The organism is Microbulbifer sp. ABF4_143 (genome assembly GCF_056160225.1).
Genome location: NZ_JBSWWT010000002.1, coordinates 112,037 through 129,764, shown reverse-complemented (window position 1 = coordinate 129,764; position 17,728 = coordinate 112,037). Strand labels below are relative to the sequence as shown.

General features: G+C 51.8%; 16 protein-coding genes. 1 reads left to right on the top strand and 15 read right to left on the bottom strand.

All coding sequences use genetic code 11. From position 1 onward, the window contains the following. Nucleotides 1-68: 68 nt before the first annotated feature. The 14 genes from ACXAF3_RS02340 to ACXAF3_RS02275 all read right to left on the bottom strand — a co-directional run bounded on the left by ACXAF3_RS02340 (nucleotide 69) and on the right by ACXAF3_RS02275 (nucleotide 16,551). Entirely contained in the window at nucleotides 69-1,493 is a 1,425-nt protein-coding gene (locus ACXAF3_RS02340) for a heavy metal sensor histidine kinase (RefSeq protein ID WP_323844268.1), read from the bottom strand. Then, entirely contained in the window at nucleotides 1,474-2,166 is a 693-nt protein-coding gene (locus tag ACXAF3_RS02335) for a heavy metal response regulator transcription factor (protein ID WP_323844269.1), read from the bottom strand. Before ACXAF3_RS02335 ends, ACXAF3_RS02340 begins: the two co-directional genes overlap by 20 nt. Beyond that, nucleotides 2,154-2,627 (bottom strand): fatty acid cis/trans isomerase, encoded by a 474-nt coding sequence (locus ACXAF3_RS02330; protein ID WP_323844270.1) that lies wholly within the window; start codon nucleotides 2,625-2,627, stop codon nucleotides 2,154-2,156. Before ACXAF3_RS02330 ends, ACXAF3_RS02335 begins: the two co-directional genes overlap by 13 nt. A 19-nt stretch (nucleotides 2,628-2,646) precedes the next feature. Next, entirely contained in the window at nucleotides 2,647-3,786 is a 1,140-nt protein-coding gene (locus tag ACXAF3_RS02325; RefSeq protein ID WP_475110666.1) for a phospholipase D-like domain-containing protein, read from the bottom strand. An 852-nt stretch (nucleotides 3,787-4,638) separates the two neighbouring features. After that, nucleotides 4,639-5,898, bottom strand: a complete 1,260-nt coding sequence (locus ACXAF3_RS02320; protein ID WP_323844272.1) for an MgtC/SapB family protein — start codon at nucleotides 5,896-5,898, stop codon at nucleotides 4,639-4,641. A 379-nt stretch (nucleotides 5,899-6,277) separates the two neighbouring features. After that, nucleotides 6,278-8,140: an ATP-dependent zinc metalloprotease FtsH gene (gene ftsH / locus ACXAF3_RS02315; RefSeq protein ID WP_323844273.1), complete on the bottom strand. Its 1,863-nt coding sequence runs from the start codon at nucleotides 8,138-8,140 to the stop codon at nucleotides 6,278-6,280. Nucleotides 8,141-8,149: 9 nt separating this feature from the next. Further along, the gene (locus ACXAF3_RS02310; protein WP_323844274.1) at nucleotides 8,150-8,350 is read right to left on the bottom strand and encodes a hypothetical protein; all 201 of its coding nucleotides are present in this window, start codon (nucleotides 8,348-8,350) and stop codon (nucleotides 8,150-8,152) included. A gap of 88 nt (nucleotides 8,351-8,438) precedes the next feature. Continuing rightward, nucleotides 8,439-10,793, bottom strand: coding sequence for a phosphoketolase family protein (locus ACXAF3_RS02305; protein WP_323844275.1), 2,355 nt, complete (start codon nucleotides 10,791-10,793; stop codon nucleotides 8,439-8,441). Between the two features lie 9 nt (nucleotides 10,794-10,802). Further along, nucleotides 10,803-11,954 (bottom strand): hypothetical protein, encoded by a 1,152-nt coding sequence (locus ACXAF3_RS02300; protein ID WP_323844276.1) that lies wholly within the window; start codon nucleotides 11,952-11,954, stop codon nucleotides 10,803-10,805. 23 nt (nucleotides 11,955-11,977) lie between these two features. Continuing rightward, nucleotides 11,978-12,235 (bottom strand): DUF5676 family membrane protein, encoded by a 258-nt coding sequence (locus tag ACXAF3_RS02295; RefSeq protein ID WP_323844277.1) that lies wholly within the window; start codon nucleotides 12,233-12,235, stop codon nucleotides 11,978-11,980. A gap of 40 nt (nucleotides 12,236-12,275) precedes the next feature. Further along, a complete protein-coding gene (locus tag ACXAF3_RS02290; RefSeq protein WP_323844278.1) occupies nucleotides 12,276-12,734 on the bottom strand; it encodes an ATPase in 459 nt (152 codons plus the stop codon). A 33-nt stretch (nucleotides 12,735-12,767) separates the two neighbouring features. Then, nucleotides 12,768-14,123, bottom strand: a complete 1,356-nt coding sequence (locus ACXAF3_RS02285) for an MBL fold metallo-hydrolase (protein WP_475110665.1) — start codon at nucleotides 14,121-14,123, stop codon at nucleotides 12,768-12,770. Continuing rightward, complete coding sequence (locus tag ACXAF3_RS02280) at nucleotides 14,120-15,046, bottom strand: ribose-phosphate diphosphokinase (protein ID WP_323844280.1); 927 nt, start codon at nucleotides 15,044-15,046, stop codon at nucleotides 14,120-14,122. The genes ACXAF3_RS02285 and ACXAF3_RS02280 overlap by 4 nt, the downstream gene beginning before the upstream one ends. Further along, nucleotides 15,046-16,551 (bottom strand): thymidine phosphorylase family protein, encoded by a 1,506-nt coding sequence (locus tag ACXAF3_RS02275; protein WP_475110664.1) that lies wholly within the window; start codon nucleotides 16,549-16,551, stop codon nucleotides 15,046-15,048. The genes ACXAF3_RS02280 and ACXAF3_RS02275 overlap by 1 nt, the downstream gene beginning before the upstream one ends. Before the next feature lie 70 nt (nucleotides 16,552-16,621). Here ACXAF3_RS02275 and ACXAF3_RS02270 point away from each other — a divergent pair, with 70 nt between their 5' ends. Further along, nucleotides 16,622-16,984 (top strand): hypothetical protein, encoded by a 363-nt coding sequence (locus ACXAF3_RS02270; protein ID WP_323844282.1) that lies wholly within the window; start codon nucleotides 16,622-16,624, stop codon nucleotides 16,982-16,984. A gap of 72 nt (nucleotides 16,985-17,056) precedes the next feature. On the opposite strand, the gene ACXAF3_RS02265 is transcribed toward ACXAF3_RS02270, so the two are convergent. After that, complete coding sequence (locus ACXAF3_RS02265; protein ID WP_323844283.1) at nucleotides 17,057-17,707, bottom strand: methyltransferase family protein; 651 nt, start codon at nucleotides 17,705-17,707, stop codon at nucleotides 17,057-17,059. Nucleotides 17,708-17,728 lie beyond the last annotated feature (21 nt).

Below are 17,728 nucleotides of genomic sequence, written 5' to 3'. Positions count from 1 at the left end.
TCTACAGGCTATGTCGAATACTAAAGGGTATTAGAAGGATGTGGGATATAGGTCTTTGTCTTTGCGAGTCAGCTTTCGAAACACCCTCGCTGCCGAGGAAGCTTGATTGTGAAAGACGTTATCCCATGTGCAGAAGAAACATCAATGGTGCCTTCGTGCGCGTCCACGATGGATTTGACGATAGCCAGACCCAGCCCTGCCCCTTCTGTCTGGCGCTGACGTGAGGGATCGACCCGATAGAAACGGTCGAACAGTCGAGGCAGGTGTTCGGCGTCAATATTCGCGCCCGGATTTTCCACGCTCAGGTATGCAGTTTTATCGGTCTCCCATATTCTGAACTGCACTTTCTCCCCTTCAGGAGTGAATGGAAGTGCGTTGGATAACAGGTTGGACAACACACGGCGCAACATTGCCCGGTCCCCAATGACCGTTGCTGGCTGAGCATCAACTTGTAACCGGATACCCTTTTCTTCCGCCAAGGCAGCAAAGAACTCTATAGCCGCCTTTACTTCCTGAACTAACTCCAATCGTTCCCAATCAGGTTTGAGTAAACCATTCTCATTCTGGGCCAGCCATAACATGTCCTTCACCATCTTGGACAACCGTTCCTGTTCCTCCAGGTTTGAATAAAGTAACTCTCGGTATTCATCACGGCTTCTGGATTTGCTCAACCCCACCTGAGTCTGTGTAATCAGGTTGGTTAATGGTGTGCGCAACTCATGGGCGATATCGGCCGAAAAGTGGGAAAGTCTTACAAAACTGTCTTCCAGACGGCCGATCATGCTATTAAAAGATTCCACCAGGGTCATTAGCTCAGCTGGTACAGTCTCGGTGTCCAGTCGAACGTCCAGCCGATCCGGCTGTATATCCCGCATCGCTTCGCTCAGCTCGCGTAGCGGCGCGTGCCCCTGCTGCACACCGAACCAGCCCGCCAGCAGCGTAGCTATCCCAGTCACAGTCATGATCAGCCACAGGGTGCGACCAAAGCTTTGCAGAAATTGGAGATGGGGACCGATGTCAATGGCGGCGACAATGCGGTATCGGCTCTCACCGACCTGAGTTTGTGTCACTGTGCCACGGTAGGTTTTCCCATCTAGTGGCCAGAGATACAAATTGTCAGAACGGGCTCTGTTTGCCGGGGCGTGGATAATGGTTTGCACTGAACGCGGCGACTCAGGCGGTCCATAAATCAAATGATTGTTTTCATCCCAGACCTGAAAATAAACGCCATGATGCCCTGATACGGCATGAGCCAAAGCGTCCGTTGCTGCCAGGTCTTCATTGCTTGCCCTTTCCAGGGCTGCCTCCACCGCATGAGTAATGACCAACAACTCGCCGGCGTCCTGTTCCGCGAAGTGCCGTTCCACCGCGCTTTGTACCAGGTGGCCAATGATCAACACGCTCAAGCTGATCGCAACCGCTACGAAGAACATCACCCGGCTATTGAGCGATAGCGGGCGACACCGAGTGAGGCTAAACTTCGTCACGGTCATCCTCGACATCCAGCTTGTAACCCAAACCGCGTACGGTATGAATAAGCTTCGGCTCAAAATCGTCGTCGATCTTGGCGCGTAGGCGGCGGATAGCCACATCAATTATGTTGGTGTCGGAATCAAAGTTCATGTCCCATACCTGAGAGGCAATAAGTGAACGTGGCAAGACTTCACCCCGGCGACTGATCAGCAGCTCCAACAGGCAGAACTCCTTGTGGCTGAGGTTAATTTTGCGACCCGCGCGCACGGCACGATGACGCCTTAGATCCAGGGTCAGGTCCATCGCCTTGATTTGATCCGTCAATAACGGTGCAGTGCTTCTTCGTAGAAGGGTACGAACACGGGCCAGCAGTTCGGCAAACGCGAACGGTTTAACCAAGTAATCGTCCGCGCCTATTTCGAGCCCTTTAACCCGGTCATCCACGCTGTCACAAGCGGTCAGGAAGAGGGCTGGTGTTTGGTGGCCCGCTTTCCGCAGTGACTGTACAATGCGCCAACCATTCATACCCGGAAGCATCACGTCCAACACCAGCAGGTCAAAGGTTTCAGTCATGGCAAGGTGATGCCCATCCAGGCCATTTCGTGAGAGGCTCACCACAAATCCCGCCTCGGTCAGACCTTGTTGTAAATAATCGCCTGTTTTGATCTCATCTTCGACCACTAACAACCGCATCGCTGTGTCGCTCCGTTTATCGCTTTAAGACCGGTTAGCCCATGGTGCCATACCATAGGCCTGCCCGACACTGGCTGGCTTTCGAAAAATTGATCAACTTCACTTGTTGTGGCGCAAGATAGTTCTCGATTAATATCAAGTGGAAAATCGTCTGGCAGTCTTTTACCGGAAGAAAATTTGGTCTGCTTCACGTTGTTATTTTTCTGTGAACCTTTCCCCTGATGGATTCCCGCGGTGATAACGTCAAGAAAGCCGAGATTGCGCCAATCAGCAACTGACTTACCATCAATGAAAAGCCGCGCCGTGGCATTAGCGGCTAATCGCGAGGGATTATAGACCGACTGCGATGTTGCACGGGACTTAACCCGCACAGTGTAAGCACTATCAGCAACAGCGTACGCAATCTGTAAAAATCGCAGCGCGACCGCTATCTTCAATAAGAAATATCTATGAATAACCATTGACTTTACCGCAATACAGTCACGACCAACATGGCCACAACCAACGCCTCGTTAAGATCGCTAAATATTCCAGTCCGCGAGATGTCCACTTTCTTTCTTTCCAGGAATCCAACTCTATGCGTTCAGAAAATCGCAAATCATTATTAAAATTATCATTCAATTTACAGGATAAATTCATATTTCTGGTAATCAAATTCAGTTCAAAGTTGGTAAATAAGCTGCGATAATCCAAATTTGCTGTTCCGACCATCGACCAGCTTCCATCAATGACTACGGTTTTCGCGTGAAGTACACGTGGCAGATATTCATAAATTCGTACGCCTGCCGCGAGTAACGATCCATAAATATGCCGAGCCGCCCAGCGCGCAATTGGCACGTCACTTTCTCGGGGAACAAGCAGCCTGACATCCACACCACGCTCTGCGGCAAGACGTAATTGCTTGAGCGTGTACGTATCCGGCACCAGATAAGGAGTTGTCAGAAAAATAGATTGTTTAGCCTTGCTGAATGCAGCCCCAAATACACAGCGAAGCCGATAACGACACATCAGGGTATGATTGTGTAACAATTTGCTACCGGAATTTTCCTGTTTGGGAACCCAGTGTTGGCGGCCCTGCCAGAAGGTATCAAACAACTGTGAGGCCACGTCGACGAGCGGACCGTCAAAGCTCACATGGGTGTCGCGCCAGCGGGACTCTCCATAAAAGCTACGGGAATTTTCATTGTGGATATTAAAGCCGCCGAGATACGCGATACGATTATCGACGATAAGTAGCTTGCGATGATTGCGATGGTTGTAACGCCATGGCTGGCGCCAGCTCCAGCGGTGAAACCAGCGCAATTGAACACCGTGCTCACGGAGATGGTTTTGCATTTTTCGTGAGAACCAGAACAGGGAACCAGCTGCATCGATATGTACCCTAACGAGCACGCCCGCTCGTGCCCGTTCGATCAAAGCCTGACTAAACTGATGCCCTACCCTATCATCAGCATAGATATAACTCTCTAATTGTATGCAATCTTTCGCCTTTGCGATTGAGGACAACATAGCTGAATACAACTCGTCGCCCTCAATAAACAAGCGAAAGGTTTCCTTACGATCACCAGCGTTAGCAATACAATCAAACTCAGGTGTTTTTGTTCCTCCGTTAGAGAGCATTAGTCATCAGCCCCAATTATAAGCCGTTGTACAGAGGATACCGTACAAGGTGGTACAGCCCATCAGTGACCAACTCGTTGGCTGGTCGCGCACGGAACTCCTGCCGCCAACTCTAAAAAAATGCCAATCCCTAGAGAGACCAGAACATAGTCGAAAATCACTGAAATTATCATACCGGTATCTCCCTTACCCAACAGGGTGGACCACAAGCTTGCATTTAGATCGGTCCTGTCGAGCCCAAAGAATCTCGAAAGAAAATAAATGGTCCGAGGAAACCCATACATCTCCACATACAACGCAAAGATAAATATCTGCACATCCCTGCGCTGGCCCACTCACGCAAGGTTTTAGGTACCACGTAACGGTAGAAAGCCATGAAATCCCCACAATCATGATAATAGTGAGCCCCCATTCCCAGAGTGAGTTATATATTCTTCCATTTTTAATTCCCCCTTATGATCTATCGCGCCGACTGTCATCTTGCCGCTAATGAAAACGCATAGGCCAACGTTATAAACCCGCCAGTAAACCCAACAATCGACAGGCGTAGGCATATTCGTTGTCGTACCAAACCTGGAGCTTGACAGTACGGTCTCCGATTACCCGTGTTGAGAGCCCATGAACAATGGCGGAATGGGGGTTGGCGATTGAAAACCGCATCACCAAGGTCCTGAAGCACCGCCGCCGAAACTACCACTGCCACTACCAAAGCCGCCCGGCGTGAGCTGTCGTAACAACCTCCATGGTGGCCGTAAAATCCGCCTATACCCAATTGCCGAAAAAATATCAGGGGGATAAATCGGTGCCAACAAAATATTCATAGTTCATTTCCGTCATCTGTAAGAGTCGTAGTTACCACAATGTCTCCGTGCTAATACCTAATCCAATGCCTATCAGCAATGTGAGGAAACCAGCCGCTACAGGTAGACGCATGGATTGGTCCCCTACGAATAACACGATTGAGAACTTAAAAATCAGGTTGGCAATGAAAGCGATGACAATAGCGATCACCGCGACAGAGGGTGTGAGCGCTTGCGTGGAAACCAGTTTTAGGTTTGAAATGGTGATGGCGTCCAGATCGGTCAACCCCGAAATGAAAGCCACCAAATAAACGCCGGTATCTGCAAATTGATCGTTCATCCAGGAAGACAGCATCAATACCAAGACGAAACCCGCAGCAAACCCAAGTGCCGTCTTCAGTTCTGCGGGATTTCGTACTTCCAATTCAGGCAATGCTTTCTTCCTGCTGGCGGTGCTTTGATATGCCCAGACCACATACGCCGTACCTGCCAAGCCTCCTCCCAGCAGCCAATACAACATGGGCTGTAGCATCGAGGGCTCAACCGCGGCAACCAAAATTCCGATGCGCACGAACAGCACAATGTGGGAGAGCAAGATGATGGTGCTGGCAGCAGTAGTAAATCCCGGTATATTCTTACTGTGTCGCGCGTAGACTAATGTTGTCGCTGTGGTGGAAACAAGCCCGCCAAACAGCCCAATTACCAAGAGTCCGGCCTTGCCTTCCAGACAGCGCAACGCGACGTAGCCAGCAAGACTGATGCCACTGATCAATACCACCAGCCAACCGACCTGGTAGGGGTTAAATACCTCGTAGGGCCCATAAGTAGTATCAGGTAGCACAGGCAACAGGATAAACGCTACTGCCGCGAACTGGAAAAACGAGCGGATATCTTTGTCGGTCAATTGCTTGGGCATGCTCCGCAACTGTTCGCGAAAATACAGTATCGCGGTAATGGCTATTGCCAGTGCGGCTGGGAGCTGAGGGTGACCGAGCCAGAGCCCATAGCCCAGCCCGAACGCAATCACCCCGGCCATTATCGTAGTGGTATCCGGCTCTTCCGAGGTTGACCGAAATTGCGCCACCACCAGTGCCGCTCCAACCAGGGCGCCGATGGTAATGGCTACGCCCGCGTTTTGATTCAATATGCCGATATACCCCGCCAGGCTACCAGCCAGTGCGATAAGCGTAAACGTGCGCACTCCGGCGATGGTATTGTGATGGCGCTCCCGTTCCAGGCCGATCAAAAAACCGATACCAATGCTTTGCGCAAAGAGCATCAGGTGGGAAAGTTCTGTCTGGTATTCAGTCATCGGCGAGTCAGTCCCGTTCCACAATGAGCTAATACAGCTTTAACACCGGCCACACGTCCGGCGCGCTGGATGAATTGATAATTGGTGACGATATGGCCTTTTACATCCCGGAAGAATCCAGAGCCCGTGCCGGCTGGCGCTTCAAATACGCTTCGGTCCCTGGGATTGGCGACTGCAGCAAGGCAGTGATAAAAACCACGGCACCGCGGGCTTGCTGCAACACCTCAATAGTGTTTTGCGCATCCGCACCCAATCACTTCGCTCTACCGCGGACGGTATTCCGGGGCTCCGCCTGACCTGCCGGTGACCACCCGACCAAAACGCGGCCACAATACAGATGAGGATGTAGACGATAAAACCCCCTCAAGATGTCACCGCTTCAATGCTCCTCCACTGAAGCTAAACGGGAAAATGCCGCCTGCTGGATGTAATCGGAAACGGCAATTTTTTTCTTGATGGACGCCAGGCGCCGCTCGTCCAGGGTTTCCTCCGCGAGCAGTTCGCGGGCGGTCTCCTCAAGAACCGACTTATTGAACGTCAGCACGTCAGTGGCCAGCTGAAAGGCCTCATCCAGTAATTTGCTGACGGCTACCGATACACGTTGCGCCATATCCGGGCCAAAGCGCAGGCTTGACTCAGCAAGAGTGGGATCGAGAAACTGTGTTTTCGGTACATCGATGGATAACATACCGATCTCATCCGACATTCCGTATTGGGTCACCATAGCTCTGGCAATGTCAGTGGCTTTTACCAGGTCATCTGCCGCGCCGGTGGTGACTTCACCGAATATTAGTTGCTCCGAAGCCCGCCCCGCCAGTAAAACGGCAATCCGGTTCTGCAAATCCTTTTTACTCATCAGGTAGCGATCTTCAGAAGGCCGCTGGATGGTGTAGCCCAGTGCGCCCACACCGCGCGGAATAATAGAAACTTTTTGAATCGGCTGCTCCGGACTGAGCGCCATGCCCACCAAGGCATGACCCATTTCGTGGTGGGCCACAATGGCCTTTTCCTGGGGATTAATCAGCCGGTTTTTCTTCTCCAGGCCCGCAACAATACGCTCAATGGCATTGACAAAATCGTCCATGGACACGGCATCGGCACTGCGCCGGGTGGCAAGTAAGGCTGATTCGTTAACCAGGTTCGCCAAGTCCGCGCCGGTAAACCCCGTCGTCATGGAAGCCACTGCTTCTATGCTGACGGTTTGGTCAGAATGGATCTTTTTCATATGCACACGCAGGATCTGCTCACGGCCGATCTTATCCGGACGATCCACCAGAACCTGGCGATCAAACCGACCGGCACGCAACAGTGCCGGGTCGAGGATTTCCGGCCGGTTGGTAGCGGCAAGAATAATCACACCCTCTGAGGGATTAAAGCCATCTAACTCGGTCAGCAATTGGTTCAGGGTTTGTTCCCGCTCATCGTGCCCCCCGGACATGGCGCCGACACCCCGCACACGGCCCAGCGCATCCAACTCGTCAATAAAAATAATCGCCGGCGCATGACTTTTTGCCTGTTCGAACAAATCCCGGACCCGGGCCGCACCGACGCCGACAAACATCTCGACAAATTCGGAACCACTGATCGAAAAAAAGGGTACACCCGCTTCACCGGCCACAGCGCGAGCGATCAGGGTTTTACCGGTACCCGGTGGGCCGACCAGCAATACGCCCTTGGGGATGTGTGCACCCAGCCGGCTGTAGTGACCGGGTTCCTTTAAAAACTGTACCACTTCGATCAATTCATCCTTGGCTTCGTCCACGCCGGCCACATCTTCGAAATCGACACCCGTATTTTTTTCCACTAATACTTTTGCTTTGCTCTTACCGATATTCATCATACCGCCCATCCCTTGCTTGCCGGCAAATTTACGGAAGAGCAGAATCCACACTAGGAAAAATACCAGAGCCGGCGCTACCCAACCGATTAGCGTAGCCAAAGGGCCCCCTGAAACCACGCCTTTATAATTCACGTTGTAGGCATTCAGCTTTTCGGCCAGATCGAATTCAACCCTTGGCGTGACAAAATGATCTTTTCCCTCGATTGGTTCCTTAAAACTGCCGCTAATGGTTTGCTGATCAACCACCAGGTCCTTTAACCGGTCCTGTTCAAGGTAGCGTTCGAATTCACTGTAACTGAGCTCAACTTGGCGGGCTGTATGCCCCCAAAAGCTCTGAAACAATACAATCCCCCACAACGCGACGAACAGATAGACGAGGTTAAACTGCTTTTGTTTATTCATACTTTTTTCTCAATGACAACCGCCGCCGATTAGCCAATGCGCCAGATTATCGAATTCACAATTTTCGCCATGGCGAATAAACCCGCACGCCGTCCTGTCGATAAGCTCGCAATGCGGCGTTATCGCTTTCCTTTGGATGGCCACTTCGATCACATCAAACGAAGCTCGCAGTGGATAGCGGGTGATGTAAATACACTGTCTTTCAGACACCAGTCCTGCTTCGCTTGCTTGTAATCGGCCGCATAGCTTTCAGTAGCCTTGGCAGCGTCGCGCCCTTATCGGGGTGATCTCTTTACGCTCAGCTCAACCGTTGTGTGATCGCCGCGGCAATAGACCGGGCATCGCATCCATTTGCCCGTAATAATCCTTTTGTATCCAGTGTTCCGCCCCGATTGGAATAACCAAAAGCCAAACAGCGTTCACTGCCAAGGTCCAGGGGACGACAGACGCCAAGCAGGATTTCTGGTCGCAGGTGGCAAACAAACACGCGCAGACGAATATCATCGCTAAACAACTCTGCTCGAATGCTTGTCGTGCCAATAAATGATTGCTCATGTTCATCCCGCGGGATTCGGAACCGACCTGGTTCGATCACGCAAGTGATACGGCAGCCAATACCGTCTGCTATCAGTAGCTGTCTCACTTCCTGGCAGACATGCAATTGATAAGCGCCCACCGCAACTAACTGCACATCGACATTCTCGTCCTCTTCTAGTGTCAGGGCGCCCCACTCCACCAACTGCCTGGCCTGTTCCGGGCTAAAAACGGTAGTAACCTCTTGCTTGGGAATCGTCATCGCCCAGATTTTCCCCTGGCTTTGATAGCAGGCGTCGAGGCAGGCAATGGCACTATTGGTATCTGGCGGATACACCACCCGTGCCATATCGTTCATCTCGCCCAGCAGTACTTCGCCGAAGGCGGAATCCTGATGCGATTGCTCGTTTTTGCCGTTCTCCCACAAATGGGAAGTGGCGATGACGGGCAACGACAACCAGTGCGGCGCTCGCCCGAGCTCTTTCTGGTGGCGCGCGAAAATAATTTCTTGGCGCAATGCACCGATCATCTTCATGGCGAAAGCTTCATAACTGACTACCAGATTCATGCCGCCTTTATTAGCCAGCGCCGCGCTCACCACTGCCTCTTCATTAAGGGCGCTAATGACGGAGCCCTGTATCGACTCGGCCACACCGGGTTCCGGATTCAGCACCCGGTGTTTGAGCAGGTCCAGCGTCTTACCCATACGGTTACTACGTAGCTCATCGGGGTTGCCGACACGTACGCGCACATCAGGATTGGCGAGATGCCACTCGCATAGTCGTGCATCCACCGCTGCCATAGGTGAAAGTGTTTCGCCTTGTTCGTGCAGCGGTGCCTCGGAAGGCACTTGCAGTACAACTTTACGCTGACAGAGCGTGTGGTGCTTTTCCCGAACGCGGTTATCCGCTTCGTGTTGCGTCAATTGCGCGACAGCCTTGTGCAGTTCATTTTGCGGAACAAACAATCTGGCTGCGTGGCAATTAAATAAATCCCGGGAGGCTTCGTCACTTCTCGGGTTTCCAGGTAAAGGCGTACCGTGCGCGGCATTGGTTCCAGCGCCGTAAAAGCCGTAGCCCTTTTCCGTTTCGGCAATCAGGTACGGCAACTTCACCGGATAGCGCATTGTGCCCTGGCGAATATGCGTACTGCAGGCTTGAAGTCTTTCCTCCGCTTCAAAAATTCCCCAGATAAAAGCGGCGGGATCGCGCCCGTCAATAGCAATAGGGTAAAAATCATTGTGTTCCAGGTGCTCATAAAACCACGATAGGCCACCCTGCTGGTACATGGTGGAGCGCTGATCAATACGCCGCCCGTTGGCGATCATCACCGGGGTGACCAGACCACAATCTTCGGCACGCCACCAGCGGCTGGCCCAATCGCTGCCACGTTGTTCTTCAAAAGCGCCATCGCTCAAGAACGCCACCAACCGCTCGCCCGGCAGAGGCATATGCACATATTGCAGTTCGGCAAAGCCGAGATAACCACCTTCGATCAGGCCACCGGCCGTATGGGGGTTCACATGGCTGCCCAAGGGGACACCGGGCCGGCCGCTATCGGCGATGGCATAGCTGTAAAAATCCCGGGATAACTGCGACAACCCTTCGTTATTTAAGGGGTAACGTTCAGCCTGTTCCGGATAGAGGTTTTGCAACAATACGTTGACCGCATCAACCGCTGCCACGCAATGCCCCTGCCCCATCAACCAGCTGCGGGTGATACCTGCCAGCTGGTTGGCGACCATATAACCTACATAGGCGGGAACCATATTCAGAGAGCCGCCGGTATGTCCCTGGGGGTTGACCTTGAAGTCGCCGGCTTCGAGCGTTCCACCGGCAAGATCTACCTTGGTACTGTAAGTCATATGCACCACCAGCCACATGGCCGCGCTCGCCAGGCGGTCGGCAGCGCTAAATAACTCCAAAGCCTCTTCGATCTGTGGAAACCGCCCCGCGCAGACCAGCTGCTGGCACAGATCAAAGACACGCACCTGAGTCTCATCTCGATGTTGTATTGCCCCATAACCATTCGCCCAATGGGCAAACGCTTGGTAAGTTTCGCGATACAACCTTGCCCGTTGACCGATTCTGTGATCATTTTGTTGGTCTATCACATACATGGAGATTCCTCAGTCAATTCCGAGCTGAACGGCAAGATCATCAGAAAATTTCTCTTGTACAGCCCATAACATCGCGGCCGCCTCATCCGCGGCGACCACATAACATTTCACCGAAGATTCGGCGGTCGAGAGGTATAACGGCAGGTCGCTATCGGCCTGGTCAGGTTCTAATTCTATATTCAGATGCGAAAGCCCGGACAGCAGGTTCCGGCAAATGGCTGCATTATTCTCTGCAATACCACCACTTAGGACCACACCATCCAGGCCGCCTGAAATCGCAAAGTAAGCGCCCAGCGTTTTCTGGAAGCGATAACGAAACAGCTCAAAAGCCAGGCGGCTTTGCGGCCGGCTGCTGATAAACAGATCAGCCATGTTGTCGATTCCAGCGGACATTCCGCGCCAACCCGACTCGTGATTTAGCATGTAGTCGGCCTCTTCGGGGGACCAACTTTCCTGCTTTTGCAGCCAGACCAGCAAACCGGGATCGATATCACCGCTGCGGGTGCGCATCAGCAAACCTTCATTGGGAGTAAAGCCCATAGTGGTATCCACCGGTTTTCCGTCGCGAATGGCAGCGATGGAACAACCGCTACCCAGTTGAGCGGTGACGAGAGTGTACTGTTTTATACTCGGGTTCAATTGTCGCCACTGCCGGACCATATCGGCATGGGCAAAACCATGAAAGCCGTAGCGTCGTATCTGGTATTTTTTCATCAATGGAGAGGGGAGGCCATAGGCCTGCGCAACCGCTGGAAGATTGGTAAAAAATTCCGTGTCGAATACAGCAAAGACCCGGGATGAAATGCGGGTGTTCCGCCATTGTTCGATGAAATTTATTGCAACCTTGTTGTGCAACGGCGCCAGGGAAATCACAGATTTCAACCGTTGAAGGTTTTCACCGTTGATCTCCACAGGTGCCAGAAATTCCGGACCACCATGTACCACCCTGACGATCAGTACGCGAACATCGCAATTTGCAAGCACGCCATCCAGTTGGAAGGGTATGTCCGCGCCAGTCTGTATGGACACTTGTCCGTAATCAATGGCGCAAGGTGTTCCTGAAGCGTCCAGTGACGAGGCACCAAATAGGGCCCATTTGACACTGGAACTTCCTAAATTGACGGTCAGTATAGCAGGCTGCTTATTTGGCAAAGTCATCATGGTTTGGACGATGTACCCAATACTTAAGCCAGTAACCGCTTGTAAACAGCGGCCAGAAGCCAACCCGTAATAGCTGCGATGATCATCCAGTACAGCAATCCGTTAATTGCCCCAACCAGAGTTAGATGCCAGTCCGGCCCCCGCTGTTGCCCAGGCAACATATCATTGCATAGGGACAACAACATTGAAGGGAACAGCATGACCAAAACGCCGCAAACAAGCCACAATATGGCGGCGCCAATGCCGCCCGTCAGGCCCAATGTCAAAGTATGTAATGGCATAGGAGCCCCTTCTCTTCAGCAGTTTTTTGATTCCAACTGCTTACATCTCTTCAAACCGGTTGGCAGATTGCGACATGCGCATCATTTCATGCTCTTCCATCGACTTCAGGTTGTCCAGCAATTCTTTCGCAGGCGGAATATCCGCCCTCGATGCGAGGGAGCGATACAACTCAATCACCTGCCGGTGCTGATCGACGATCACTTCCATAATCTGCTCGGCATTCAGTTCGGCGAAGGGGGAATCGCAATGAACATGCCGGGCAATCGGATGATGGTGTAGGTATTCATAGCACCAGGTGTTAAGGGCATGCTCTTCCCCAGATTTTTCAAATCCAGTCACCACCTTAGTCAACGCTTTTTCATGATCGGAAAGGTAGGCAAGGATCATTCGAGCTCGCTCGTCAGTATTTTTGTCCGCGCAGTGGGATAAGCACTGACTTAGGTGCTGATGAAACTCTTTAGTCCAGTGCAGCACATCTTTTAGGGTCTCGATTTGCATGAAATTATCCTCTGACAATGATTTCCGAATCTGTTATAGACGCAAAATATCGCGATAGCCCGCAACATCCACTTTTAATTTCGTCTGCTCCTGCAAGTGCACTCGCAGGCCTTCAAGAGCCTCCGGATCACCGTGAATCAGCCTGATTCGGGTGGCGTCGGTTAATTCTGACTGTCGCAACCACTCGGTAAGCTCGAGATAATCGGCGTGTCCCGATAAACCCGCGATCAAGTCGACCTCAGCTCTCACTGGAATCCAGTCACCGTGAATCTTCACCGCATCGACGCCTTCCAGCATTTTCGCGCCACGAGTGCCGCCTGCCTGATAGCCCGTAAACAGCACTGTGGTTTTGGAGTGGCCTAACAGGCGCTTGAAGTGGTGAAGAATACGGCCACCCGTGGCCATACCGCTGCCAGCGATAATAATGTGGGGAAAGGCCTGCCCAGCCAGCGCCTTGGACTCATCCACCGTGCGGGTATAGGTGACAACATCGCACATACGGTGACACTGTGCTTCCGTCAATCGATGCTGCTCACTGAAACGACAAAAGATATCCGACACCTTAATCGCCATTGGACTGTCGAGATAGATCGGAAGCCTTGGTATGACGCCTTGGTCCATCAGGCTTGCCAGGAGATGTTGCAAGGCCTGCGCCCGCCCCACCGCAAAAGCCGGAATCAGCAAAACGCCTCCACTCTTCGCGACACGATTTACAATGGAGGCCAATTGCTGCGCCGCATCGTTTGTCTCATGCTGGCGGTTACCATAGGTGGATTCCATCAATAAGAAATCAAGCTCAGGCAGGGGGCGCGGTGGCTTCATCAGTACATCATTGAATCGGCCCACATCACCGGAGAAACCAATGCGCTTTCCCTCTGCCTCAACGATAACGCTGGCAGCCCCAAGAATATGCCCGGCCGGCTGGAAGTAAAAACGAATATCCCCCACAACAACCTGTTCATCGAAGTCAACTGATTGAAACAGGACCATGCTGGATTCGGCCGTTTGACGGTCATAGAGCGGTTCAGGGTGTTCGTGCCTGCTCAGTTTATGTCTACTGTAATATTTGGCGTCCTCCTCCTGAATATGGCCGCTATCTGCCAGCAGGATTTGGCACAAGGCCTTGGTGGCATGATGGGTAAAAATTGGCCCACGAAATCCGCGCTTGTACAGCACCGGGATATAACCGGAGTGGTCGAGGTGCGCATGGGTGAGTATGACAGCATCCAACTTGTCGATATCCAGTGGCAGAGATTGCCAGTTGCGCTCCCGCAGCCATTTGTAGCCCTGATAGAGGCCACAATCGACCAATACCGAGGTATTGTCTGTTTCCAGAAGAAATTTGGAACCGGTCACGGTTTCCGTTCCGCCCAAAAAGGTAATTTTCATGAAGACTTTCCTGACAAATTAAGCATGTCGATAACGGGAGTGATCAGCTGCGGCGTGATATCAATGGCGTTGGACGAATGGGGAATGGTGTTGGAAGTTACCAACTGGCTGAGACCGGCGGCCATCAAGGCCCTGTCGGAATTATCGGCGAAAATACCGTGTACCGCCACGCACTGGATACTGTCAATCCCTTTTGATTGAAGGGCTTTTATACATTGGAGGATAGTCTGGCCACTGGATATTACATCATCGATAATGACTGCGGTTCGGCCACCGTGAACATGGATATCCGGCAAGGTCACTTCGACATTGCGATCTCCCAAACGCTGCTTCTCGCCAATCACGTAAGGGTGTTGACTAAACTCAGCAATATTCGATACCCACTGCTCGCTTTCGCTATCCGGTCCCACCAATAGCAGGTTATTTTGCCCCTGCAGCCACTGTGCTAATGCAGGCGCCCCTTGAACAACACGGCTGGGCACAGAATAGATTTCGTCTAAGGCATGATAGCGATGCAGATGTGGGTCGACGGTAACCAACCAATCAATATGACGTGACAGCGAGTGGGCGAAAATGCGTGAAGTCACTGCTTCACCATCAATGAAACGGCGATCCTGGCGCATATAACTCAGGTAAGGTGCGACTAAACCGACCTGGGATGCACCCAATTCACGCAACGTTTCGATTAAAAACAGCAACGGTAAGTACTTGTCATTCGGGTGCGATAGGTCAGCGATAACCACACAGGGACTTTTCTCAATCATTGAGGAAACACGCAGATAAGACTCACCATCGGGAAACTGCCGCGTGTCAAAACCGCCCTGCTGACCGCCAATTGCCCTGGTCAACAAATTCTTCAACGGGTGATCATTAAGGGAAAAAACCAATGGGGACTGGCCGACTGTCTCTTTCTGTTCGTTCATCAAGCCTCTCCAATATTAAAAATTGCTGATTGTTGATAAAAATCCAAGGCGTATTGTTGCTCTCCAGCTGTATCGGAGTAGAGGGTGAACAGCGGCTCTCCGCGCTCGATTCTGTCACCAACACGTTTATGCAGACGTAAACCTGCAGCTGCCGTGGTCGGTGCTCCGGCCAGTTTCGCTAAACGCGCTAGCTGACGATTGTCGATGGCTTGCAATGTGCCTGTCATCGGAGCAGCTTCTGTATGTTGATAACTGGCCTTCGGCAGTGATTTGATTCCGCCTTGTGCTGCCAGGATCCGCTGAAATTGCAACCAGGCTTCGCCATTGTCCAAGATATCCATTGCCCGGATCAGCCCGAGTTCATAGCGCTCCTGATATGCGAGTGAGAACAGGTGCGCAGCGAGATAAAGCGCTCGTTCGCGTAAATCCTGCGGCGCATCATCGCGCCCCTGTAAAACAGCCAATACGTCTCGTGCTTCTTCGACTGGTCCGACGCCGGCTCCGATAGGCTGACTGCCATCAGTAATCAGGCAGCGAATCTGGATACCGCAGGCCGCCCCGACCTGGGTGAACAATGATGCCAGGCGCTCGGCCTCTACTTGCGAGCGAATTTTCGCCGTTGCACCAACGGGAATATCGATCACCGCATGAGTAGAACCGGCGGCAATCTTCTTTGACAGTACCGAGGCAATCAACTGGCCTTCGCCGTCAAGGTCCAGCGCTCGCTCGATACGAATCAAAAGATCGTCGGCAGGACTCAGGTTCACCGCCCCTCCCCAGGCAAGGCAGGCGTGGGTTTCATTGACGACACGTTGAATATCCGCAAGGTTTAGATTGACGGTGGTCAAGGATTCCATGGTATCGGCAGTACCAGCTGGTGACGTGATTGCCCTCGACGAGGTTTTTGGAATCGTCAATCCTGCCGCGCTGACAATGGCAACCACCAACGGTGTTGTGCGGTTTCCTGGTAGCCCGCCTATACAATGTTTGTCGAGAATCAGGGTCTCATTTGGCCAGGTTAAACGCCTGCCGCAAGCCACCATAGCCTGCGTGAGACTAATAATTTCATCCACGTCAAGGCGGCTGCCGGCACAAACACTGAGAAAGCTCGCAATTTCAATATCGGAATATCGATGGGCGCTGATGTCCGAGACAATCGCCCAAATTTCCTCATCACTAAGCTTGTGACCAAATATTTTTTTGCGAACGGCTGTCAGTGAGGTAATGACCGGCGCGTGACTTATCGTTATCGATACTCCATCGAGCACTCCCAAGCGGCGCATGGCAATTTTGGACAATCCAGCATGCGCAGGCGCCAGCACCTTTTCATCCACGACATTCAAAGTGGCGATAATTGAATTGTTTTCATAGTGCAGCAGCACACGACTGTTAGCCGTAAAACCCTCTGAACGGCAAATGTGACAGTCACTGCGCATGTATACAACCGGCTCCTGATGGGTGTCGATACCCATGTCAATGACCGTAAGCGAATTTGTTTCTTTCATAATGCTCCCGATGGCACCTCATTATCCTCGTTATTCATCAACGCTTTAGACCTTTCCCCGGTGGTGACTGATGACAGATCCAAGATTCATGACGGCTATTTTCGTTTATATTTTCATCGACAAACTTGTAATAGCCTTCTTTGAAATGGGTCCACCAATCGCGACCTATTTCCAGGTCATGTTTAGCCAGCACGTCTTCGATACCATCCAGACAGATTCGCGATGCTTCGCAGGCAGGATTCAACACCTGGGATTTATTAACCCGGCAATAGAATATTGCCCGGTTAATAGCGGCACAGGGATGTGCCGCCGACAGCCGCAGGCTGGCGCGAGCCCTTGGAATACCAGTAAATCCGCGCATTTACGCCAGTATTTCAAGGGCGACAAATACATAATTCAGGAGAATTATTTGTTTGTCGGGTTAATAGCATAAAATGACACGCTATCAAGGCCATACAAATTGTCGATCTCTGCAATAGCCGGGTTAATAATCGGAAAGGGCTCATCATGTGGAAACGGTTTTGTCGATGGTGAATTTTGGAATCCACCCAGGTGTCGACTTCATATAGCTGAGATACTCTTCACCAAATTCTTCTATCGCCATACGCTCCTCCCGCTTAGCGAGACGCACATAAACCACTACCAATATCGGGAACATCACCAACGTGGGCAGTGTGGGCCACTGCAATAAAAATCCAAACATAATCATAATGAAGGCTATGTACTGTGGGTGCCGACAGCGGGCATACCAGCCGGCTGTCGCTAGAGAACGGGTTTGTTGTGCCCTGTGCAAAATATTCCACGCCGAAGCGAGCAGGAAGAAGCCGAGTACAATCAGGACATTGCTGGCAATATGTAGTGGATCAAAATGCGGATCCCCCTCGAACCCCACGATGGTATGCAGCAAATGCCCATTTTCGTGGGAGAGAAAATCGACGCCGGGATATTTTTCCGCCAACCATCCAGAGAAGAAATAAATCGTCAACGGAAAGCCGTACATCTCGGTAAACAGAGCGATAACAAAGGCCGAGAAAGCACCGAAACTGCGCCAGTCAGTTTTTGTTTGTGGCTTGGCGAAACTAAAGGCAAAGAAAATAAATATCGCCGAATTAAGTATCACCAGCGTCCAGAGCCCGTAAGCGGAATCACCGTGCATTGTCGTTCTCCTGTTATGAAT